This is a genomic window from Pseudodonghicola xiamenensis DSM 18339 (genome assembly GCF_000429365.1).
Taxonomy (GTDB): Bacteria; Pseudomonadota; Alphaproteobacteria; order Rhodobacterales; family Rhodobacteraceae; genus Pseudodonghicola; species Pseudodonghicola xiamenensis.
The window spans coordinates 552,887-574,792 of sequence record NZ_AUBS01000001.1 but is presented as its reverse complement, the minus strand read 5'-3'; the positions used below and the strand labels follow the sequence as shown (position 1 = coordinate 574,792).

At 62.6% G+C, this 21,906-nt stretch carries 18 protein-coding genes; 14 read left to right on the top strand and 4 right to left on the bottom strand.

Features of this window, described 5'->3' with window-relative positions; genetic code table 11:
- Positions 1-65 precede the first annotated feature (65 nt).
- On the bottom strand, positions 66-1,247 hold the full coding sequence (locus G455_RS0102680) for an ABC transporter substrate-binding protein (protein ID WP_028092263.1): 1,182 nt from the start codon (positions 1,245-1,247) through the stop codon (positions 66-68).
- 575 nt (positions 1,248-1,822) lie between these two features.
- Positions 1,823-2,827 (bottom strand): GlxA family transcriptional regulator, encoded by a 1,005-nt coding sequence (locus G455_RS0102675; RefSeq protein WP_028092262.1) that lies wholly within the window; start codon positions 2,825-2,827, stop codon positions 1,823-1,825.
- Between the two features lie 196 nt (positions 2,828-3,023).
- Between G455_RS0102675 and G455_RS0102670 the strand changes: the two genes are divergently transcribed.
- Positions 3,024-4,397 carry a class II 3-deoxy-7-phosphoheptulonate synthase gene (locus G455_RS0102670; protein ID WP_028092261.1) on the top strand — a complete coding sequence of 458 codons (1,374 nt, stop codon included), beginning with the start codon at positions 3,024-3,026 and terminating at the stop codon, positions 4,395-4,397.
- A 138-nt stretch (positions 4,398-4,535) separates the two neighbouring features.
- On the opposite strand, the gene G455_RS23175 is transcribed toward G455_RS0102670, so the two are convergent.
- Entirely contained in the window at positions 4,536-5,234 is a 699-nt protein-coding gene (locus G455_RS23175) for a PAS domain-containing protein (RefSeq protein WP_084436965.1), read from the bottom strand.
- A gap of 321 nt (positions 5,235-5,555) precedes the next feature.
- Between G455_RS23175 and G455_RS0102660 the strand changes: the two genes are divergently transcribed.
- The 10 genes from G455_RS0102660 to phoB all read left to right on the top strand — a co-directional run bounded on the left by G455_RS0102660 (position 5,556) and on the right by phoB (position 15,320).
- Positions 5,556-6,446, top strand: a complete 891-nt coding sequence (locus G455_RS0102660) for a YicC/YloC family endoribonuclease (protein ID WP_028092260.1) — start codon at positions 5,556-5,558, stop codon at positions 6,444-6,446.
- 80 nt (positions 6,447-6,526) lie between these two features.
- Positions 6,527-7,171 (top strand): guanylate kinase, encoded by a 645-nt coding sequence (gmk, locus tag G455_RS0102655; RefSeq protein WP_028092259.1) that lies wholly within the window; start codon positions 6,527-6,529, stop codon positions 7,169-7,171.
- Positions 7,168-7,692 carry a gamma carbonic anhydrase family protein gene (locus G455_RS0102650; RefSeq protein ID WP_028092258.1) on the top strand — a complete coding sequence of 175 codons (525 nt, stop codon included), beginning with the start codon at positions 7,168-7,170 and terminating at the stop codon, positions 7,690-7,692. Before gmk ends, G455_RS0102650 begins: the two co-directional genes overlap by 4 nt.
- A gap of 186 nt (positions 7,693-7,878) precedes the next feature.
- Positions 7,879-8,925, top strand: a complete 1,047-nt coding sequence (locus G455_RS0102645; protein ID WP_028092257.1) for a sensor histidine kinase — start codon at positions 7,879-7,881, stop codon at positions 8,923-8,925.
- Between the two features lie 206 nt (positions 8,926-9,131).
- Positions 9,132-10,172 carry a substrate-binding domain-containing protein gene (locus G455_RS0102640; protein ID WP_028092256.1) on the top strand — a complete coding sequence of 347 codons (1,041 nt, stop codon included), beginning with the start codon at positions 9,132-9,134 and terminating at the stop codon, positions 10,170-10,172.
- Positions 10,173-10,254: 82 nt separating this feature from the next.
- A complete protein-coding gene (gene pstC, locus G455_RS0102635; protein ID WP_028092255.1) occupies positions 10,255-11,733 on the top strand; it encodes a phosphate ABC transporter permease subunit PstC in 1,479 nt (492 codons plus the stop codon).
- The gene (gene pstA / locus G455_RS0102630) at positions 11,730-13,082 is read left to right on the top strand and encodes a phosphate ABC transporter permease PstA (RefSeq protein ID WP_028092254.1); all 1,353 of its coding nucleotides are present in this window, start codon (positions 11,730-11,732) and stop codon (positions 13,080-13,082) included. The genes pstC and pstA overlap by 4 nt, the downstream gene beginning before the upstream one ends.
- 18 nt (positions 13,083-13,100) lie before the next feature.
- Positions 13,101-13,898, top strand: a complete 798-nt coding sequence (pstB, locus tag G455_RS0102625) for a phosphate ABC transporter ATP-binding protein PstB (RefSeq protein ID WP_028092253.1) — start codon at positions 13,101-13,103, stop codon at positions 13,896-13,898.
- Between the two features lie 20 nt (positions 13,899-13,918).
- Positions 13,919-14,629 (top strand): phosphate signaling complex protein PhoU, encoded by a 711-nt coding sequence (gene phoU, locus G455_RS0102620; protein WP_028092252.1) that lies wholly within the window; start codon positions 13,919-13,921, stop codon positions 14,627-14,629.
- 1 nt (position 14,630) lies between these two features.
- Positions 14,631-15,320 (top strand): phosphate regulon transcriptional regulator PhoB, encoded by a 690-nt coding sequence (phoB, locus tag G455_RS0102615; protein WP_028092251.1) that lies wholly within the window; start codon positions 14,631-14,633, stop codon positions 15,318-15,320.
- A 269-nt stretch (positions 15,321-15,589) separates the two neighbouring features.
- Here phoB and G455_RS0102610 read toward each other — a convergent pair whose 3' ends face one another.
- Positions 15,590-16,501 (bottom strand): LysR family transcriptional regulator, encoded by a 912-nt coding sequence (locus tag G455_RS0102610; protein ID WP_028092250.1) that lies wholly within the window; start codon positions 16,499-16,501, stop codon positions 15,590-15,592.
- 103 nt (positions 16,502-16,604) lie between these two features.
- Between G455_RS0102610 and G455_RS0102605 the strand changes: the two genes are divergently transcribed.
- The 3 genes from G455_RS0102605 to G455_RS0102595 all read left to right on the top strand — a co-directional run bounded on the left by G455_RS0102605 (position 16,605) and on the right by G455_RS0102595 (position 21,886).
- On the top strand, positions 16,605-17,822 hold the full coding sequence (locus tag G455_RS0102605) for an acyl-CoA dehydrogenase (protein WP_028092249.1): 1,218 nt from the start codon (positions 16,605-16,607) through the stop codon (positions 17,820-17,822).
- Between the two features lie 232 nt (positions 17,823-18,054).
- Positions 18,055-19,827, top strand: a complete 1,773-nt coding sequence (locus G455_RS0102600; RefSeq protein WP_229861708.1) for a SulP family inorganic anion transporter — start codon at positions 18,055-18,057, stop codon at positions 19,825-19,827.
- A 358-nt stretch (positions 19,828-20,185) separates the two neighbouring features.
- Positions 20,186-21,886, top strand: a complete 1,701-nt coding sequence (locus G455_RS0102595) for a class I adenylate-forming enzyme family protein (RefSeq protein ID WP_028092247.1) — start codon at positions 20,186-20,188, stop codon at positions 21,884-21,886.
- Positions 21,887-21,906 lie beyond the last annotated feature (20 nt).

Genomic DNA, 21,906 nt, shown 5'->3' with positions numbered 1-21,906 from the left:
CGAAGCGGCCCGGGGATAGCCCCCGGACCCTTCTCCTGTGCTGTTGCCGATCAGATCGTGACCGATCAGCGGAATTTCACCGTGGTGATCTTGCCGTTTTCGATCTTGATCTGGCGGTAATTGCCGGCGGTTTCGCCCGAGCCGATCATTTCAACCGCGGTGGCGCCGACATAGTCAACATCCCCGCCGTCCTTGAGGATCTGCAGCGCTTTGGCCAATTCGCCCGGATAGATCTTTTCGCCGGGAGCATTGGCAACTTCCATCACCTTTTCCTTGTAAACGTTGGAATCGGTGGAGCCGGCCGCCTGCATCGCCAGCAGCATCAGCGCGGCGGCATCGTAGGATTCAGGCGTATAGGGAGAGGTCGTGTCAAAGGCACCGCCGACCATCTCGGCGAATTTGTCGGCGCCCGGGCTGTCGGTGCCAGGGTTCTGCCCGGTGGAGCCGTCGATCTCGTCGCCGAAGTCTTCTTCCAGCTTGGTGCCGATCATGCCATCAGGGAAGTGGAAGGTGTCGAAGGCGCCGCTGTCGAGCGCGGCGCGCACGACCCCCGATCCGCCCTGATCGACATAGCCCGCAACGACCAGCCGGTCACCGCCGCCCGCCGCCAGCGCGCCGACTTCGGCAGAGTAATCGGCCTTGCCGTCCTCATGCGCGGCGCTGATGGTCACCGTGCCGCCCGCGGCTTCGTAAGCGGCCTGGAAACTGTCGGCGAGCCCCTTGCCATAATCGTTATTTGTATAGGTGACTGCGACTTCCTTGACCCCGTCCTCGATCAGGATGTCGCTCATCACCTGGCCTTGACGGGCATCGGAGGGCGCGGTGCGGAAGAACAGCCCGTTATCCTCGGCCTCAGTCAGCCCGGGCGAGGTTGCGGAAGGCGAGATCATCACGATGCCATTGGGCACAGCGACATTGGCGAGGACAGCACCGGTCACGCCGGAGCAATCGGCCCCCATGATGCCCTTGACGCCATCCGAGGTGACAAGCCGCTCGGCGGCAGCGGTGGCGGCGCTGGAATCGACGCAGGTGGTATCCGCGCGCACCGGGGTCACGGTAGCACCGTCCAGCAGCAGGCCGCTATCGCTGACCTCCTTGATCGCCATTTCAGCCCCTGCCGCCATCGAGGGGGTCAGCGATTCGATCGGGCCGGTGAAGCCCAGCAGAACGCCGATCTTGATATCCTCGGCGGCAGCGGCACCGGTCATGAGCGCGGTCGCGGCCGTGGCCATAAGCAGCTTTTTCATAAAGTTACTCCCTAGTTGGAACGTGATGTTCTGATCAAATCCTAGGCAAGCTCATTTCAAAAGAAAAGTACTATCCTCAGCCTTCGCCACCCGGGAAAACGACTTTTCCGGTGCGGGAAACCGGCGTCCTGCCAGGCGACACCGCTCTGGCGCATGCCTTCCCTCGGGGAAAGACCATGACAATATCTGTGGCCAAGATTTCTAGACAAGATCTCTGGCTAAGTTCACTTTCTCTGGCTCAGTTCACTGGCCAGGACCGGAAAGGAGCGCGCGACGATACGGGCCATTTGACGCCAACCGACATTGAACCAGGGTTGCCTGACGCCAGATCCGGAATGCTCCGGTCCGCCCCAACGACAAGGGGCCCGCTCAAGACCGCCGTAACGGCTCTTGCGGCACGCGCCCTTGGGTGCCGAAGCGCCGGGAAAAGAATACACTCGTTAAATAATGAAAGGCCCGGCGTCCGGAGCGCAGGATAAAAATCGGCGCCATTTCCGAATATACCGAGACAAAAGATGAATTGTCCAATTTCATCTTGAATTAATTTCATGCGTAACAGGAAAGGGAATGGCCTGTTAAATCGGCCCCCCAGTGCCCTGGGTACCGCGTTCACGATAGGGGGTGGTGTTGTAATGCGCCCGATAGCATTTGGAGAAATGCGATGGGCTGGCGAAACCACAGGCCAGGGCAACGTTGATCACGCTCATGTCGGTTTGCATCAACAGATTACGCGCCTTCTGCAGGCGAAGTTCCATGTAATATCGCTTCGGAGACCGGTTCAGATAGCGCCGGAACAACCGTTCAAGCTGACGGGTCGACATGCCGACATCCTGGGCCAGAAGGGCCGGGCTGATCGGCTCCTCGATATTCTGCTCCATCATGTGGATGACCTGGCTCAGTTTCGGGTGACGTACCCCGATCCGGGTCGGGACCGACAGGCGCTGAGTGTCCTGATCAGTCCGGATCGAGGAATAGATAAGCTGATCGGCCACCGCATTGGCCAATTCCTCGCCGCAATCATTGGCGATCAGCTTCAGCATCATGTCGATGGACGAGGTGCCGCCGGCCGTGGTGATCCGGTTGCCGTCGATGACAAAGACCGATTTGGTCAGCTCTACCTCGCCGAATTCTTCCAGAAAGCTATCGGCGTTTTCCCAGTGGATGGTGGCGCGCTTGCCATCCAGCAGGCCCGCCTTGGCCAGGGCGTAGCCGGCGGTGCAGAGCCCCCCCATCACCATGCCGCGCCGCGCCTCGCGCCGCAGCCAGGACAAGAGCTTCTTGGTGGTCGCGGTCTGCACGTCAATGCCACCGCAGAGCAAAACGGTATCGTCGCGCTGCAGAATCTCCAGATCGGCATCCAGCTTGAAGGTGGCACCGGCGGAACAGGTGACCTCTTCTCCACCTTCACCGATCATCGCCCAGCTATACAGCTCCTGTCCCGACATGCGATTGGCGATCCGAAGACATTCCAACGCCGAGGCAAAGGACAAGAGCGTAAAGCGGTCGAGCAATACAAATACGAACCGCCGGCTGTGGCCGGAGTTCGGAACGCTGGCGACAACTTGGCGTTGCTCTGACATGGCTGACTTCCTGAGTATTCATGGGGCCACTGCGCCTTCTTGACGGAGCGCATCTGAACCCATCCCTTGGCGTCACCTTGAGACGTACTTGACTGCGGCGTCAAGTACCCCAAATGGCTTATGGTATCCCTGCGGGCTCTTTTGTATAGAGACCCCCTGAAAACCCGGCCAAGTCCCGAGCGGAGGAGATCAAGTGATGACGGATTGGAGCAAATCGAGCTGGCGTGCGAAACCGCGCATTCAGATGCCCGACTATGTCGATTCCGCGGCACTTGAGACCGTCGAGACGCAGTTGATGAAATACCCGCCGCTGGTCTTTGCCGGCGAGGCACGCAGACTGAAGGCGCATCTGGGCGCGGCATCGCGCGGCGAGGCCTTCTTGCTGCAAGGGGGGGACTGTGCCGAAAGCTTCGAACAATTCAGCGCCGACGGTATCCGCGACACGTTCAAGGTGATGCTGCAGATGGCCATGGTGCTGACCTATGGCGCCAAGGTTCCGGTGATCAAGGTCGGCCGGATGGCCGGCCAATTCGCCAAGCCGCGCTCTGCACCCACCGAGGTGATCGACGGGGTCGAGCTGCCCAGCTATCGCGGCGACATCATCAACGATCTGGCCTTCACCCCCGCCGCCCGAGTGCCCGATCCGGCACGGATGCTGCAGGCCTATACCCAGGCGGCAGCGACGTTGAACCTGCTGCGCGCCTTTTCGACCGGCGGCTATGCCGATGTGAACCAGGTGCATTCGTGGATCCTGGATTTCACCGAGGGAGAAAAGGCCGAACGGTATCGCGAGATGGCCAGCCGGATCTCGGACACGCTGGATTTCATGCGCGCCGCCGGGGTCAACCGCGATACCGCGCATACGCTGTCGTCGGTGGAATTCTACACCAGCCACGAAGCCTTGCTGCTGGAATATGAAGAGGCGCTGACCCGGCGCGATTCGACCTCGGGCAATTGGCTGGCCGGCTCTGGCCATCTGATCTGGATCGGCGACCGGACCCGTCAGCCCGATGGCGCCCATGTGGAATATTGCAGCGGCGTGCTGAACCCGATCGGGCTGAAGTGCGGCCCGACGATGACGGCCGAGGATCTCAAGCGACTGATGCAGAAGCTGAACCCCGAAAACGAAGCCGGCCGGCTGACCCTGATTGCCCGGTTCGGCGCCGGCAAGGCAGGCGATCACCTGCCGCGGCTGATCAAGGCGGTGCAGGAAGAGGGGGCCAATGTGGTCTGGGTCTCTGACCCGATGCATGGCAATACCATCAAATCGGCCTCCGGCTTCAAGACGCGCCCGTTCGAGGCGGTGCTGCGCGAAGTGCGCGAGTTCTTCGCCATCCATGCCGCGGAAGGCACCGTGCCCGGCGGCGTGCATTTCGAGATGACCGGCCAGGATGTGACCGAATGCACCGGCGGCCTGCGGGCAGTACGCGACGAGAACCTCTCCGACCGTTACCATACCGCCTGCGACCCGCGGCTCAATGCCAGTCAGTCGCTGGAGCTTGCGTTCCTCGTCGCCGAAGAACTCAGCCGTCTGCGCCAGGATCAGATCGCTGCACGCGCTGCAGGCTGATCCGAGGCCGACGATAAAGATCGTTATGAAAGACGGGCGCGGGGTGTTCAGCCGAACCGCGCCCGTTGCTTTGTCCGGCATGGCAGCGTTTTGCAGGCAGACCTTGCCGATGCGGTGAGCTCACCGGGGCGCTGAGGTCTACTTCACCAGCCGCAGATGCGGTTCGGCGCCGGCAAAGGCAACCTGAGCCTCGGCAAAGCCCTGTGGCGTGACCTCCTGTTCCGGCACCGCAGTTCCGGCGCGTTCGGGAAGGCTCTCCGGCGCGGCAGGGCCAGGGGCCGGACGCAGCAACCGATCGGTGATATCGAACCGGCAGGGCAGGGCGCTGCGACCGACACCGTCAGCGACGATCACACCCAGCGCACGCGAAACGTCGCCCTCATCGGTGCACAGCGGCAGCAGCAGCATCCGGCCTTCGCCAGCCACGCGGCCGGCGCCACCGGGATGGGTCAGCCGCAATTCCGCCACATTCGGCCCGGAGAAAACCCGCTCAAGCGCGGTGCCGGCGTCGGTCCGTGCGGTATCGGCGAAAAGCGCCGTGAAGGGCAGACCGCGCACCTCCATTCCCGTCAGTTCATGCAGGTGCTGACCAGCAAGGCGAAATCGCGCCACCCGCGGTGCGACCTGTTCCAGAATGAAGCTGTAATCGAGGATATTGGCTAGGCCGCGCGGGTCGATCTGGCTTCGGCGGGGCAGGGCTCCCGGCCCGCAGAGCGCCAGCCAATAGGCCTCGGCCTGACGCAGCGGCGACAGGCTGCGATGACGCTGGAACGGCTGGATCGGCACGACATTGCCGGCGCCCTGGTTCGGACTGGTCTGGGGGGGAAGATCGCGCATCTGTCGCTGCCCTCGCTGACAGTGCCCTGGGCCACTTTCGTGACCGGCACCAGAAAACATGTGATCGTGACTGTGTTCCGGCCTACCCCGAAACTGGTTACCTTGCCGTTAATTTGACACATTTCGGCTAAATTTTGGAGCGTTTCCTTAATCTCTGGTTAACAACGATCCGTTGCCCGACGAGAAACGGCATCCGGGTGGCATCGGAACAGCATGGGGCCAGCATCGGGGCTGCATTCGGGCTGGGGGCTTGCCCTGCCTGTCCCTATGGCATTACCTGCGCCCCGACAGGGACTGAACGGCGACAGGGGACGCAAGCGCATGATCAGATCAATGACCGGGTTCGCCTCGGCGAAGGGAGAGCGGGCGCCGTTCTCCTGGGGATGGGAATTGCGCAGCGTCAACGGCAAGGGGCTGGACCTGCGTCTGCGGGTGCCCGACTGGCTCGAGGGGCTCGAGGCCGCGCTGCGCGCCGATCTGGCCAAGGCGGTGACACGGGGCAATGTCACCCTGTCGCTGCGGCTGACCCGCGCCGACTCGGCCGCAAACGCAGTGCTGAACCCCGGCATTCTGATCGCTGCGCTGGAGGCGCTGGCGCGGATCGAGGCCGAAGCCCAGGAGCGAGGCGTTGATCTGGCGCCATCGCGGGCGAGCGATCTTCTGGGCCTGCGCGGCATGATGGAGCCCGGCGCCGAGAACGAAGATTACGGCGCGCTGGTGGCGCAGATCAAATCCGAACTGGCGCCGCTGATCGCCGCCTTTCTGGATATGCGCCGAACCGAAGGCCGCGCGCTCGAGGCGCTGCTGCGCGACCAGTTGGCGCAGGTCGAAACCCTGGTGGCCGCGGCGGCAGATCTGGCCGAGGCGCGCAAGGCGGCAATGGCCGAAACCCTGCGCGCCAATCTGGCCCGGGTTTTGGACAACGTCGATGGCGCAGATCCGGACCGGGTGGCGCAGGAACTGGCGCTTATCGCGGTCAAGGCAGACGTCACCGAAGAGCTGGACCGGCTGCGCGCCCATGTCGGCGCCGCCCGGGAGCTGCTCGATGCCGGCGGCGCGGTGGGGCGCAAGCTGGATTTCCTGATGCAGGAATTCAATCGCGAGGCCAACACGCTCTGTTCCAAGTCGCAAAATTCCGATCTGACGCGGGTGGGGCTCGATCTCAAGGCGGTGATCGACCAGATGCGCGAGCAGGTCCAGAATGTCGAATGACGCCCCCGGCACTTGCCCGGGCGACGCCTCTTATCGGGAGGTCTTCGGGCATCCCCCAATGACTTTGCAGGAGATCTGAGATGGCTGAACGCCGCGGATTGCTGATCATCCTTTCCTCGCCCTCGGGCGCGGGGAAATCCACCCTGGCCAAACGGCTGCGCGCTTGGGATCCGTCGATCGTCTTTTCGGTCAGCGCCACCACCCGGCAACCCCGCCCGGGCGAGGTCGACGGCATTGATTATCACTTCATGACCGAAGCCCAGTTCAAGGCCGATGTCGCCGATGACGGCATGCTGGAGCACGCCCATGTGTTCGGGAATTTCTACGGTTCGCCGCGCGGACCGGTCGAGGCGGCGATCGACGGGGGCGAGGATGTGCTGTTCGACATCGACTGGCAGGGCGCGCAACAGATCCGTAATTCGGCCCTGGGACAACACACGCTGTCGATCTTCCTGCTGCCGCCCTCGATCGCCGAGCTGCGTCGCCGGTTGATCAGCCGCGGCCAGGACGATGCCGAGACCATTCGTCGCCGGATGCAGAAAAGCTGGGACGAGATCAGCCATTGGGGCGGGTACGACTACGTTCTGGTCAATGACGATCTCGATGCCACCGAAGCCCGGCTGAAGACGATCATTGAGGCCACCCGCCTGCGCCGCATCCAGCAACCCGGGCTGACCGCCCATGTGCGGGCCCTGCAGGCGGAATTCGAGGAGGACAAGCTTTGACCATCTACGCTTTGGGCGCTGACGCGCCGCAACTGCACGACGACACCTGGGTCGCCCCCGATGCCAACCTGATCGGCAAGGTGGTGATGGAGGCCGGATCCTCGGTCTGGTTCGGATCGACCATCCGCGCCGATCACGAAGAGATCCGCATCGGCGAGGGGTCGAACGTGCAGGAGGATTGCGTGATGCATGTGGACGCGGGCTTTCCTCTGAGCATCGGCAAGGACTGCACCATCGGCCACAAGGTCATGCTGCATGGCTGCACCATCGGTGACGGCTCTCTGATCGGGATGGGGGCCACCGTGCTGAACGGTGCCAAGATCGGCAAGAACTGCCTGATCGGTGCCGGTGCGCTGGTGACCGAGGGCAAGGAAATCCCCGACAACTCTCTGGTGATGGGCGCCCCCGGCAAAGTGATGCGCGAGATCAGCGAAGATCACGCCAAGCGGATGCGCCTGGGGGCGTTGCATTATCAGGACAACATGCGCAAGTTCCGCGACACGATGAAAAAGGTCGAATGACGCGACGGGTGGGGCGGGCCTTACCAGGCCTCTCTGCCCGGCCCGGCGGCCTCGATCCGGGCAGGTGAGGCGGGCGCGTCTCACCCGCAGAAATCCATCTTTGCTGCGCCCATAGCGGCGGCCGGTGCCGCATCACGGTTACATTGATGCGGCAAGGTGCCCGGACGACTCCGCGGAGGGAGACTTATTTTGGACGACCTGATTTCCGACTTTCTGGCCGCAATTCCGTTGCCTGCGTTGCTGGTGGACCAGTCCGAGCGCATCATCGCCGCCAATTCCGAGGCGCTGACGCTGTTGGGGCAGCAGATCAGAGGACGGCATTTCGCCACCATCCTGCGCCAACCGCTGGTGCTGGACGCGATCGAGGCCAGCCTGCGCGACAAGCGTCCGCATGTGACGCGACATCTGTCCAACGATGGCGCGCAGGATACCACTTATGACGTGAATTGCCGATATGTGCACGGCATCGGCGCGGTGCAGGGTGGTGCGGTTCTGGTCAGTTTTCAGGATATTACCCATCTGGAGCAGGCCGGGCAGATGCGCCGCGATTTCGTCGCCAACGTCAGTCACGAACTGCGCACACCGCTGACGGCGCTGATGGGATTCATCGAAACCCTGCGCGGCGCTGCCCGCGACGATCCCGCCGCCCGGGCGCGGTTTCTCGGCATCATGGAGGGAGAGGCCAGCCGGATGAATCGCCTGGTCGGAGATCTGTTGTCTCTCAACCGTGTCGAAAGCGAAGAGCGGGTGCGCCCGAAGGAGCAGATCAACCTGACCCAGACGCTGGAGGACACCCTGCATTCGCTGCGCCCGCTGGCTGAAGAGGCGGGGGTGGAATTGGGGCTCACTGCTCCGGAAGGCGATGTCGAGATCACCGGCGATCCCGACCAGCTCCGGCAGGTGTTCACCAACCTGGTGGAGAATGCGATCAAATACGGCGGTTCCGGCGGTCGGGTCGATCTGGTGCTGACCTCATCAGAGCGCGATCCGGCGGTGCGCTCTGCCGCAGCGCGGGTGCAGGTGATCGACAAGGGGCCGGGAATCGATCCCGTCCACCTGCCGCGGCTGACCGAGCGATTCTATCGCGCCGACAATCACCGGTCGCGCCAACTGGGCGGCACAGGGCTGGGGCTGGCGATCGTCAAACATATCGTCAACCGCCATCGCGGTCGCTTGAGGGTAGAAAGCGAAGTGGGACAAGGCGCTGTTTTTACGGTTATTTTACCGAAGTAAGACCCGCATCGCGGAAGTTGTCGGAGAAATATAGACAACCATAAGTCGTTTCTGGCCCGTGATTTTCCGCCGCCGGCCCGCAGAAGCACAGGGGTTTGTCATGCAACTGTTACACTGATGTCACAAAAGGCACATGCAGCCTCTCTAGGAGGGGCGCAAGATCATCATGGGGGTGATCGCTTTTGATCCTATCCAAGGAGACAGACATGTCCTTTGTGAAACTGACGGTTTCCGCGCTGGCTATCGGCGCCGTTTCGGCCACTGCCGCCGCCGCTCGCGACCAGGTGCAAATCGCCGGCTCCTCGACCGTGCTGCCTTACGCGTCGATCGTCGCCGAAGCCTTCGGCGAAAACTTCGACTTCCCGACCCCGGTCGTGGAATCGGGCGGTTCCTCGGCCGGCCTGAAGCGCTTCTGCGAAGGCGTGGGTGAGAACACCATCGACATCGCCAACGCCTCGCGTCGCATCAAAGACAAAGAAATCAAGACCTGCGCCGAAAACGGTGTCACCGACATCATCGAAGTGCGCATCGGTTATGACGGCATCGTCTTCGCCAGCGACATCAACGGCAACAAGTTCGAATTCACCCCGGCCGACTGGTACAAGGCGCTGTCGGACAAGGTCGTCGTCGACGGCAAGATCGTCGACAACCCGAACACCACCTGGAAAGACGTGAACCCGGCCTTCCCGGCGCAGCCGATCCAGGCCTTCGTGCCCGGCACCAAGCATGGCACTCGTGAAGTCTTCGAAGACAAGGTGATCCTGGCCGGCTGTGAAGCCACCGGCGATTTCGACGCCTTCAAAGCCGCCAATGGCGACGACAAGAAAGCCGCCGAGAAAGCCTGTATCGCCCTGCGCACCGACGGCAAGTCTGTCGATATCGACGGCGACTATACCGAAACCCTGGCCCGCATCGGCTCCAACAAGGACGGTATCGGCGTCTTCGGTCTGGCGTTCTACGAGAACAACACCGACAAGCTGCAAGTGGCCACCATGTCGGGTGTCGTTCCCTCGACCGAAACCATCGCGTCGGGTGAATATCCGGTGTCGCGTCCGCTGCAATTCTACATCAAGAAAGCGCATATCGGCGTGATCCCGGGCCTGAAAGAATTCGCCGAATTCTTCGTCTCGGACGAGATCGCCGGCCCCGATGGCCCGCTGGCGGCCTATGGTCTGGTGTCCGATCCGGAGCTGGCCAAGACCCAAGAGGCCGTGGCCGACGAAGTCGTGATGGGCGGCAATATGTAATCGTCTTTGGACCGGGGCGGGTCATGCCGCTCCGGTCCGTTTTCTTTTCCCGAACTTGCGCCCGTCGTGATTGGAGCCCTTGATGCCGACGTTCTGGCTCGTTGTCTTCGTCTTCGCGCTTGCCGCCCTCGGATTTCTGGCTGGACGCGCGCGCGCCCTGCACAGTGCCGGCGGCAATGCCCGCGATCTTCATTCTCTTCCTAACTATTACGGTGCGAACGTCCTTCTGACGACGCTGGTGCCTGCGCTTCTGGTGCTCGGGCTATGGCTGATGATTCAGCCGTCGGTCGTGCAATATCGCGTTTCGGGCATGATCCCAGAGCAGGCGATCCCCGAAAACTCCACCCTCGGCCTGGTGATGATGGACGTCCACCAGGTGGCGGCAGGCCTGGATCTCGCTGTGGACGAAGGTGCGCTGACCGAGCAGGAAGCCGGGACGATCCGCACAGAATTCACCGACCTGCGCGCTCGCCTGGGAGAGCTGGGCGTCGCGCTCGGGTCGGACGTGCGCCCCGAGGTACTGCAGGCCGCGCAACGCTATCGCGCGATCGACGCCAGCGGGCATCGGAACATGGTGATCGTCGTCACCCTGCTGGCGCTTGCCGGTCTGGGCTTTTCCTGGCAGCACACCAACAAGGATTTCCGCGCCCGCAACGTGGTCGAACAGGGCATCTACGCACTGCTGGTTCTGGCCGCCTTGCTGGCGATCCTGACCACCATCGGCATCGTGCTGTCGATGTTCTTCGAGTCGATCAGTTTCTTCAAGCTGCACAGCTGGACGGATTTCTTCTTCGGCGGCACTTGGGCACCGAACTTCCGCGGCGACAGCGAATTGTCGATCCTGCCGCTGCTCTGGGGCACGCTCTATATCTCGTTCATCGCGCTTCTCGTCGCGGTGCCGGTCGGGCTGTTCGCGGCGGTCTATCTGTCGGAATACGCCAACGGCCACGTTCGCGCCTTCGCCAAGCCGCTGCTGGAAATCCTCGCCGGGATTCCCACCATCGTCTACGGTCTCTTCGCGCTGCTGACGGTGGGGCCGGCTCTGGTCAGTGTCTTTGGCAACGGGCCCGAAGGCCTTCTGGGTGTCGATTGGATGTCCGGCGCCACCTCGGTCCTGACGGCCGGGCTGGTGATGGGAATCATGCTGATCCCCTTCGTCTCCTCGCTGTCGGACGACATCATCAACGCGGTGCCGCAAACGATGCGCGACGGTTCGCTGGGGCTTGGCGCCACCAAATCCGAGACCGTGCGCCAGGTGGTGCTGCCGGCGGCACTGCCGGGGATCGTCGGCGCCATCCTGCTGGCCGCCTCGCGCGCCATCGGTGAAACCATGATCGTGGTAATGGGGGCGGGGGCAATCGCCAAATTCTCGCTCAACCCGCTGGAATCGATGACGACGATCACTACCCGGATCGTCAGCCAGTTGACCGGCGACACCGATTTCGCCAGCGCCGAGACTCTGGTGGCCTTCGCGCTTGGCATCACGCTGTTTGTCCTGACACTGGGGCTGAACGTTCTCGCGCTCTATATCGTGCGCAAATACCGGGAGCAGTACGAATGACCGATATCAGCCAAAACGGGTCCACACCGCGCAAGCACGGTGAGACGCTGATGAAGCTGACCGCCCGGACCAAACGCCGCAACGCCGCCGAGCGCCGGTTCCAGGCCTATGGCATCGCTGCCATCGCAGCGGGATTGCTGATGCTGGCGATCCTGGTGGTCAACATCGTCGGCAATGGCTATGGCGCCTTCACCCAGACTTTCGTCACCCTCGACGTAACGCTGGATGCCGCCAAGCTGGACAAAAAGGGCCAGCGCAATCTCGATGACATCAAGAAGGTGTCGACCTTCGGCTATGCGCCGCTGATCCAGAAGGCCATCGAGGCCAAGGTCGCCGCGCTTGGCGTCAAGACCGATCTGAAACCCAAGGACATGGCCGCCTTGCTGTCGAAAGGCGCGCCGGCACAATTGCGCGACTATGTGCTGGAGCATCCCGATGCCATCGGCAAGACGCTGAGCTTTCGCTTTCTCGCCAACAGCCGGGTTGATGGCTACCTGAAGGGCCGCGTAACCCGCCATAGCATCGAGAACGACAAGAATATCTCGGTGCCTCAGCTTGATCTCACCGATCAACTGGTCAAGGCCGGGGTGATCGAGAAGACCTTCAATTCCGAATTCATCTTAGGCTCCGACGCTTCCGACCAGCGGCCCGAAGCCGCCGGGATCGGCACCTCGATGCTGGGATCGCTGTTCATGATGCTGGTGGTGCTGGCGCTGTCGCTGCCGATCGGTGTGGCCGCCTCGATCTTTCTGGAGGAATTCGCGCCCAAGGCCTGGTGGACCGATGTGATCGAGGTGAATATCTCCAACCTCGCCGCGGTGCCCTCGATCGTCTTCGGGATCCTTGGCCTCGCGGTCTTCATCAACTACATGAACCAGCCGATGTCGGCGCCGCTGGTGGGCGGCCTGGTGCTGACCCTGATGACGCTGCCGACCATCATCATTTCGACCCGCGCCGCGCTGAAGGCGGTGCCGCCCTCGATCCGTGACGCGGCACTGGGGGTAGGGGCCTCGAAGATGCAGGCGGTGTTCCACCACGTGCTGCCGCTGGCCGCACCGGGCATCCTGACCGGCACCATCATCGGCCTGGCCCAGGCGCTGGGGGAAACCGCGCCGCTGCTGCTGATCGGCATGGTGGGCTTCATCGCCTCCAACCCGCCGGACAGCCTCGCTGCCGGCCTGATGGAGCCGAATTCGGCCATGCCGGCACAGATCTACGAATGGGCCAAGCGGGCCGACCCGGCGTTCTATGAACGGGCCTGGGGCGGGATCATCATCCTGCTGGTCTTCCTGGTCACCATGAACACCCTGGCTGTCATCCTGCGTCGCCGTTTCGAGCGCCGCTGGTAATAGGTATAGGAAAGAGCCATGTACGATATCGCAACAACGGAGAAGACCGTGGAGCAGCAGGTAACGAAGATCTCGGCGCGCGATGTTCAAGTCTATTATGGCGAAAGCCATGCGATCAAGGACGTCAACGTCGACATCGAGGACAAGACGGTGACCGCCTTCATCGGCCCGTCGGGCTGCGGCAAATCCACCTTTCTGCGCTGTCTGAACCGGATGAACGACACCATCGACATCTGCAAGGTCAAGGGTGAGATCCTGCTCGACGGCGAAAACATCTACGATCCAAAGGTCGATCCGGTGCAACTGCGCGCCAAGGTCGGGATGGTGTTCCAGAAGCCGAACCCCTTCCCCAAGTCGATCTATGACAATATCGCCTATGGGCCGCGCATCCACGGGCTGGCCCGCAACAAGGCCGAGCTGGACGAGATCGTCGAGAAAAGCCTGCGCCGCGGCGCCATCTGGAATGAGGTCAAGGATCGGCTGGACGCGCCGGGCACCGGCCTGTCGGGCGGTCAGCAACAACGGCTGTGCATCGCGCGGGCCATCGCGACCGAACCCGAGGTGCTGCTGATGGACGAACCCTGTTCCGCACTTGACCCGATCGCGACCGCCCAGGTCGAGGAACTGATCGACGAGCTGCGGCAGAACTATTCGGTGGTGATCGTCACCCACTCGATGCAGCAGGCCGCCCGCGTCAGCCAGAAGACCGCCTTCTTCCACCTCGGCAATCTGGTCGAGTTCGGAGAGACCGGCCAGATTTTCACCAATCCCGAAGACCCCCGCACGGAGAGCTATATCACCGGGCGGATCGGCTAACCGAGACAGGACAGGGCATTATGACCGAACAACATATCGCGAAGGTCTTCGACCGCGATCTCGAGGGTATCCAGGCCCGGATCATGAAGATGGGCGGACTGGTCGAGGCCGCGATCCTGGGAGCGGCGCAGTCGCTGGCAAGCCGCGATGTCGAGCTGGCCGAGAAGGTCCGCGCCGGCGACGCCGCCATTGACGATCTCGAGGTTCTCATCAACGAGGAAACCGCACGACTGCTGGCGCTGCGGTCGCCCACTGCGGGCGATCTGCGGCTGGTCCTGACGGTGATGAAGATCAGCGGCAATCTCGAACGGATCGGGGATTACGCCAAGAATATCGCCAAGCGCACCGGCGTGCTGACGCAGTTGCCGCCGGTCAACGGCTCCACCGCCTCGCTCAAGCGGATGGCGCGCGAGGTCGAACTGATGCTGAAGGACGCGCTCGACGCTTATATCCAGCGCGATGCCGAACTTGCCAAGGACGTGATCGAACGCGACCGCGAGGTGGATCAGATGTACAACGCGCTGTTCCGTGAATTCCTCACCTTCATGATGGAGGATCCGCGCAGCATCACCGCCTGCATGCATCTGCATTTCATCGCCAAGAACACCGAACGGATGGGTGACCATGTGACCGGCATTGCCGAACAGGTGATCTATCTGGTCACCGGCGAGCGCCCCGACGAGACCCGTGTGAAGGCTGACGACACCTCTGTCAGCGTATTGGAGGGATAAGATGGCGGCGGATCAGCCGACAGTTCTGGTCGTCGAGGACGAATTGGCCCAGCGGGAGGTCCTGGCCTATAACCTCGAAGCAGAAGGATTCCGCGTTCTGAAAGCGGAAAATGGAGAAGAGGCGTTGCTTCTGGTCGAGGAGGACGCGCCGGATATCATCGTGCTCGACTGGATGATGCCGAACCTTTCGGGGATCGAGGTCTGCCGGCGGCTGAAGACCCGCCCCGAGACCCGCGGCATTCCGATCATCATGCTTTCGGCGCGGTCGGAAGAGGTCGACAAGGTGCGCGGGCTCGAGACCGGGGCGGACGATTATGTCGTCAAACCCTATTCGGTGATCGAGCTGATGGCCCGCGTGCGCAGCCAGCTGCGCCGGGTGCGGCCCTCGACCGTGGGGCTGCGGCTGGAGTTCGAGGATATCGTGCTTGATGCCGAGACCCATAAGGTCAGCCGCTCGGAACAGCCGCTGAAGCTCGGGCCGACCGAATTCCGGCTGCTGTCGACCTTCATGGAGAAGCCGGGCCGGGTCTGGTCGCGCGAACAGTTGCTGGACCGGGTCTGGGGACGGGATATCTATGTCGACACCCGTACCGTCGATGTGCATATCGGCCGGCTGAGAAAGGCGCTGACCCAGCATGGTGGCGAGGATCCGGTTCGTACCGTCCGAGGCGCCGGGTACGCATTGGGGTGAAGCGCGCCCGGAAAACGGTCCAGTGGACCGTTTTCCGCGCCGAACGGGCGGAGCCCAGGGGCAAGGCGCGCGGAGACGCCCGGTGGAGCGTTTCCTCAGCCACCTGACGTCCCGGCAGACCAGTCCGGCTCCCGGGGGAGCTCCCCCGGACCCGGCCCTGCAAAGCGCCACGAACGCCTCTCCGCCGGAGCCTCCGGCGGGGATATTTTCAGCCAGAAAAAGGCTGGAGACTGATCTGGAGGCTGCTAAGGCACGCGCCGGGCCCGGGATCAGCGCGGCAGCAGATCCTCGGGTTGCGCCTGGGTCGCCAACCAGGTGCGAAACAGGCTGAGAGGACCATGCGTTGCCTTTTCCTGCGGCCAGACCAGGTAATAGGCGCCCTGCATCTCCACCGGCGGGCCGCAGGGAGCGACGAGCCGCCCCGAGGCCAGATCCTGTTCGGCCAGATAATCTGGCAGCAGCGCCACCCCGAGCCCGTGCAGCGCCGCCTGGATGATGGCGGAGAACTGGTCATAGACCGTCCCGGGCACCGGGCCCGTGCTGGCCACGCCTTTCAATGCGAACCATTCCTGCCAGGCGCGCGGCCGGGTCTGGATATGCAGGAGCGGCATGGAGAGCAGCGCACGGGGATCGCCAGTGGTGCGCCCCTGCCAGAGCGAGGGGGCGCAGACCGGCAGCATCTGTTCGAACTTCAGGAGCATCCGGTCGGTCCCCGGCCAGTCGCCTGTGCCGAAATGGATCGCGGCATCAAAGGGTTCATTGGCGAAAGCGAAGGGATGCAGCCGTGTCGACATGTTGATGATCACCTCAGGGTGGAGGCGGGCGAATTCGGGCAGGCGCGGCATCAGCCAGCGCATCCCGAAGGCGGGCAGGATGGCGAGGTTCAGCGCGCCGCCCACCTGCGGCACCTGCAACCGCATCGAGGCCTGGGCGATCTGGTGGAGGGCAGGGCGGATCTCGGCCACATAGTCCTGCGCTGCCGGGGTCAGCGTCAGCCGTTTGCGGCTGCGCTGGATCAACGCCACCCCCATCTGGGTTTCCAGCGTCTGCAGTTGCCGGCTGACCGCGCTCTGGGTCAGTGCCAATTCCTCGGCCACCGCGGAGGCGGAACCGAGCCGGTCCAGCGCCTCCAGGGCGCGGAGCGAGGCGATCGAGGGCAGGAATCGGCGCGGCGCAATCATGTATGCGATTTACTCATGAAACCATGCGAATGTCTTGCTATTTCTTGCGAAAACCCTGTGATAGCACAGGAACAAACACATATGACCCCAGGAGGTTTTCCGCATGACTACCCCGACGCTCAAGGCCAAGGATGCCCCGGATCTGTCGTCTTTCGACTGGGCCGATCCGTTTCGCCTGGTCGATCAGCTGACCGAAGAAGAACGCATGATCTCGGACAGCGCCCGCACCTATGCGCAGGAAAAGCTGCAGCCGCGGGTGCTGACCGCCTTCGAGAATGAAGAGACCGATCCGGAAATCTTCCGCGAAATGGGTGAGATGGGCCTGCTGGGCGTCACCGTGCCGGAACAATATGGCGGCATCGGCGCCGGCTATGTCTCTTACGGGCTGGTCGCGCGTGAGGTCGAGCGGGTCGATAGCGGCTATCGCTCGATGATGTCGGTGCAAAGCTCGCTGGTGATGTATCCAATCTATGCCTATGGCAGCGAAGAGCAGCGGATGAAATATCTGCCCAAGCTCGCCTCTGGCGAATATATCGGCTGCTTTGGCCTGACCGAACCGGATGCGGGCTCTGACCCAGCCGGCATGAAGACCCGGGCCGAGAAGATCGACGGCGGTTATCGTCTGACCGGCACCAAGATGTGGATCTCCAACGCGCCGATCGCCGATGTCTTCGTGGTCTGGGCGAAATCCGATGCCCATGACGGCAAGATCCGCGGCTTCGTGCTGGAGAAGGGCATGAAGGGTCTCAGCGCGCCGAAGATCCAGAACAAGGCCAGCCTGCGCGCCTCGATCACCGGCGAGATTGTGATGGAAGGCGTCGAAGTCGGCGAGGATGCGCTGCTGCCGCATGTGCAGGGGCTGAAGGGGCCGTTCGGCTGCCTCAACCGCGCGCGCTATGGCATCGCCTGGGGCGTCATGGGCTCGGCCGAGGCCTGCTGGCACGCGGCGCGCCAATACGGCCTGGACCGCAAGCAGTTCAACAAGCCGCTGGCACAGACCCAGCTCTATCAGAAGAAACTGGCCGAGATGCAGACCGAGATCTCGCTCGGAATGCAGGCGGCGCTGCGCGTCGGTCGGCTGATGGACGAGGCCAAGGCGGCGCCCGAGATGATTTCCATCATCAAGCGCAACAACTGCGGCAAAGCGCTGGATATCGCCCGGATGGCGCGCGACATGCACGGCGGCAACGGCATCAGCCTGGAATTCCAGGTGATCCGCCACATGATCAACCTCGAGACGGTGAACACCTATGAGGGCACCCATGACGTGCATGCGCTGATCCTGGGACGGGCCCAGACCGGACTGCAGGCGTTCTTCTGATTGCTTCAGGATCATAAGATTTTGAAAAGGCCGGGGTTTCCCCGGCCTTTCGTCATTTTGGGGCTGCGGCAATTCTGCTGGCAACGCCCCTTCACAATCGGAACACCCTAAATATATTGAAAACGTAATATGTATTCGATATCCCGCTTTGACTGTCTCTTGGCGCCAGGCGTCCGAAGGGCAGGGGATATGCCCCCGCGTTGGCGCGCGGAACAGAAGGAAAGGATCTTCTTTGACCACGTCTTCCTCCCGCCTGGCGCGGCTGACATCCTATCTTCCGATCCTCGACTGGGGCCGCCGCTATGGCCGGGCCGACCTGACCGGCGATCTGATCGCGGCTGTGATCGTTACCATCATGCTGATCCCGCAGTCGCTGGCCTATGCGCTGCTGGCTGGGTTGCCGGCAGAAGTGGGGCTTTATGCCTCGATCCTACCCTTGGTGTTCTATGCGGTCTTCGGCACCAGCCGGGCCTTGGCCGTCGGGCCGGTGGCGGTGGTGTCGCTGATGACGGCTTCGGCGCTGGCGCCTCTGGGGCTTGAAACCATCGGAGATTACACCGCCGCCGCTGCCGTGCTGGCGCTGGTCTCTGGCGTGATCCTGCTGGCCATGGGGCTGCTGCGGCTGGGGGTGGTGGCGAATTTCCTATCGCATCCGGTGATTGCGGGCTTCATCACCGCTTCGGGGATTTTGATCGCGGCAAGCCAGGCGAAACATATCCTAGGGATCAAAGCCGGCGGCCACACCTTGCCGGAAATCCTGATCGAAATCGGCCGGCAACTGCCCAACGTGAACTGGCCGACCCTGGTCATCGGGCTGATCGCCTTGGCCTTCCTGTTCTGGGTGCGCAAGGGGTTGGCGGGTGTCCTGAAATCCGCCTTCGGGATGAGTGCACAGGCCGCGTCCACCACCGCGCGGGTCGGGCCGGTCTTTGCAGTGATCGGCACCACCATTGCCGCCTGGGCGCTGGAACTGCCGGGCGCCGGTGTCGCCGTGGTGGGCCAGGTTCCGACCGGGCTGCCGCCGCTGGGCCTGCCGACCATCGACTTCGGCACTTTGGGGGCGCTGGTGGTGCCGGCAATCCTGATCTCGATCATCGGCTATGTTGAAAGCGTGTCGGTCGCACAAACGCTGGCAGCCAAGCGCAAGCAGAGGATCGAACCGAACCAGGAGTTGATCGCGCTGGGGGCGGCCAATATCTCCTCGGGCCTGTCGGGGGGCTATCCGGTGACCGGCGGGTTCGCGCGCTCTGTGGTGAACTTCGATGCGGGGGCCGAGACGCCCGCCGCCGGCGCCTTTACCGCCGTGGGGCTTTTGCTGGCGGCGCTGCTGCTGACGCCACTGCTGTTCTTCCTGCCCAAGGCGACGCTGGCGGCCACCATCATCGTTGCGGTGCTGTCGCTGGTGGACCTCTCGATCCTGACCCGGGCCTGGGGGTATTCCAAGGCGGATTTCGCCGCCGTTCTGGTCACCATTCTGCTGACGCTGGGCGTGGGGGTCGAGGTGGGCGTGGCCGCCGGGGTATTGGTGTCGCTGGCGCTGTTCGTCTGGAAGACCTCACGGCCGCATGTGGCCGAGGTCGGGCAAGTGCCGGGCAGCCAGCATTTCCGCAACGTACTGCGCCACAAGGTGATCACCGATCCCGCCGTGCTGACGCTCAGGATCGACGAAAGCCTCTATTTCGCCAATGCCCGACGGATGGAGGATCTGATCCTGGCACGCGTCCATCGCAACAGGGATGAGATCAAGCACGTCATTCTGATGTGCTCCGCGGTGAACGAAGTTGACCTGAGCGCACTGGAATCCCTTGAGGCGATCAACCAGCGACTGACCGATCAAGGCATTGAGCTGCATCTGTCCGAGGTGAAGGGCCCGGTGATGGACCGGCTGAAATGCAGCCATTTCCTGGACGAACTCAGCGGCCAGGTGTTCCTGTCGCAATATGACGCTTTCGTCGCGCTGATTGAGCGCGAGCACGCGGGCGGCGACAAGCTGTCAGTCGCCTGATAACGGGTTAAAACAGGGGTGCCATGGTAACCCATGGCACCCATTCTGCAGCTATATCAAATTCCTATAATCAGTATTATGTAATTATTATGCGTGATGCATCTGCTAGATGTGCCATGAATATCTTTGATATAAAACACTTTTACGCAGAAACACTGCTTTGGCTGACGCCCGAATGTCGCCCTCACGAACATGCGAAACACTATTCCGTTGTGCGGTATTGGCACGTCTGACGATCCCGTCTAACCTTAGCATCAGAGGAGCAAGAGTCGCGCCGAGTTCATCGGCGCCGATTTGGTTTGTTTGGGAGGACAACCATGCACAAGAATACCGCCCGGCATCTGCGGGAGCTTCAGTCATGACCGCGATCTCGCTTCAGGACGCGGTGGCGCAGGCCGTGGTCGAAAATCCGATCTTCGAAACCGCCGAGGCCGAAATCCGCGGTGTCACCTATCGGGTCTTCACCCAGACGCCCCAGACCATCCGGGACTTGTTGCAACATGCGCGCACGGCCCAGGACAATGGCGCGGCGGATTACTTGGTCTTCGGTGACGAACGCTGGACCTATGATGAATTCTGCAATGACATCAAGCGCGTGTCTGCCATTCTCGCGGATCGCTACGGGATCGGCCAAGGTGACCGTGTCGGCATTGCCATGCGCAACTGCCCCGAACTGCTGCTGGTCTTCATGGCCACCGTGTCGCTGGGCGGTATTGCCGTCTTCCTGAACGCCTGGTGGACCACCGAAGAGCTTGCCTATGCGGTCGATGATGCCGAGGTCCGGTTGATCTTCGCCGATGGGAAACGACTTGAGCGGCTGCGACCTCTGGCGGCGGATCGCGGGTTGACGCTGGTTGGGGTGCGTGATGCCGAAGCTCTCACGGATCAAGGGTTTTCCCGCCTGATGGCGGATCAGCCCCAGGCCGACTGGCCGGATGCGGATATCCATCCCGATGACGATTTCGCCATCATGTATTCCTCGGGTACCACCAGCGCGCCCAAGGGCGTGGTGCAGACCCATCGCGGCGCGATCCATGCCGTTTACAGCTGGCTGCTGGCGACGCTGATCGCGCCCAAGCTGAACCCCGGCAAGGTTTCGCCCGATCCGGCGCCGCGTCCGGTCGGTCTGGTGGCAACGCCGCTGTTTCACGTCACTGCGACCCATCCGATCTTTCTGCTCAGCCTGCCGGCCGGAGCCAAGCTGGTCGTGATGGACCGCTGGGATGCGGACGCTGCCGTCAAACTGATCAAAGACGAAAAAATAACGCGTTTTCTTGGGGTTCCGACCCAAAGCGCGGATTTGCTGCAAGCCGCGGAACGGCTCGGCGCGCGGCTTGAGACCTTGGATTACATCGGCGCTGGCGGGGCCAAGCGGCCCGCCGCGCAGGTGGCCGAATTGCACCAGAGCTTTCCTCAGGCCGAAGTTGCCACTGGCTGGGGCATGACCGAGACCAACGCCATGGGCATCGGCATGCAGGGCGCGGATTACCTTAGCCGACCCGGCGCAGCCGGGCGCCTCTATCCGCCAGTGCAGGAGCTGCGCTTTCTCGATGAGACCGGACAGGATGTGCCGCCCGGAGACGTGGGTGAAATCACTGTAAAAAGCCCCTGCAACATGCGGTGTTATTTGAACAAACCCGACGAAACTGCCGCCACGCTGCAAGATGGCTGGCTGCGGACCGGCGATCTTGGCCAGATCGACGAGGACGGCTTCGTCACCATTGTCGACCGCAAGAAGAACATCATCATCCGCGGAGGTGAGAATATCGCCTGTCTCGACGTCGAAGGTGCGCTGCATCGGCATCCGGCCGTGGCTGAGGCCTGCGCCTTTGCCCTGCCGCACGAGCGGCTGGGAGAGGTGGTCGGCGCCTGCGTGCAGCTGCGCCCGGGCCACAGCATCAAAGAGGCCGATATCCAGGCCTTCCTGCGCGATCATATCGCCCATTTCAAGGTGCCTGAACGCATCTGGATGCAGCCAGATCCCCTGCCCCGTGGTGCCACCGACAAGATCGACCGGCGCGGCCTTCAGGCCGCCTGTCTGGCCATGCAACCAGCCTGAAATCAGAATACGAAACGAGG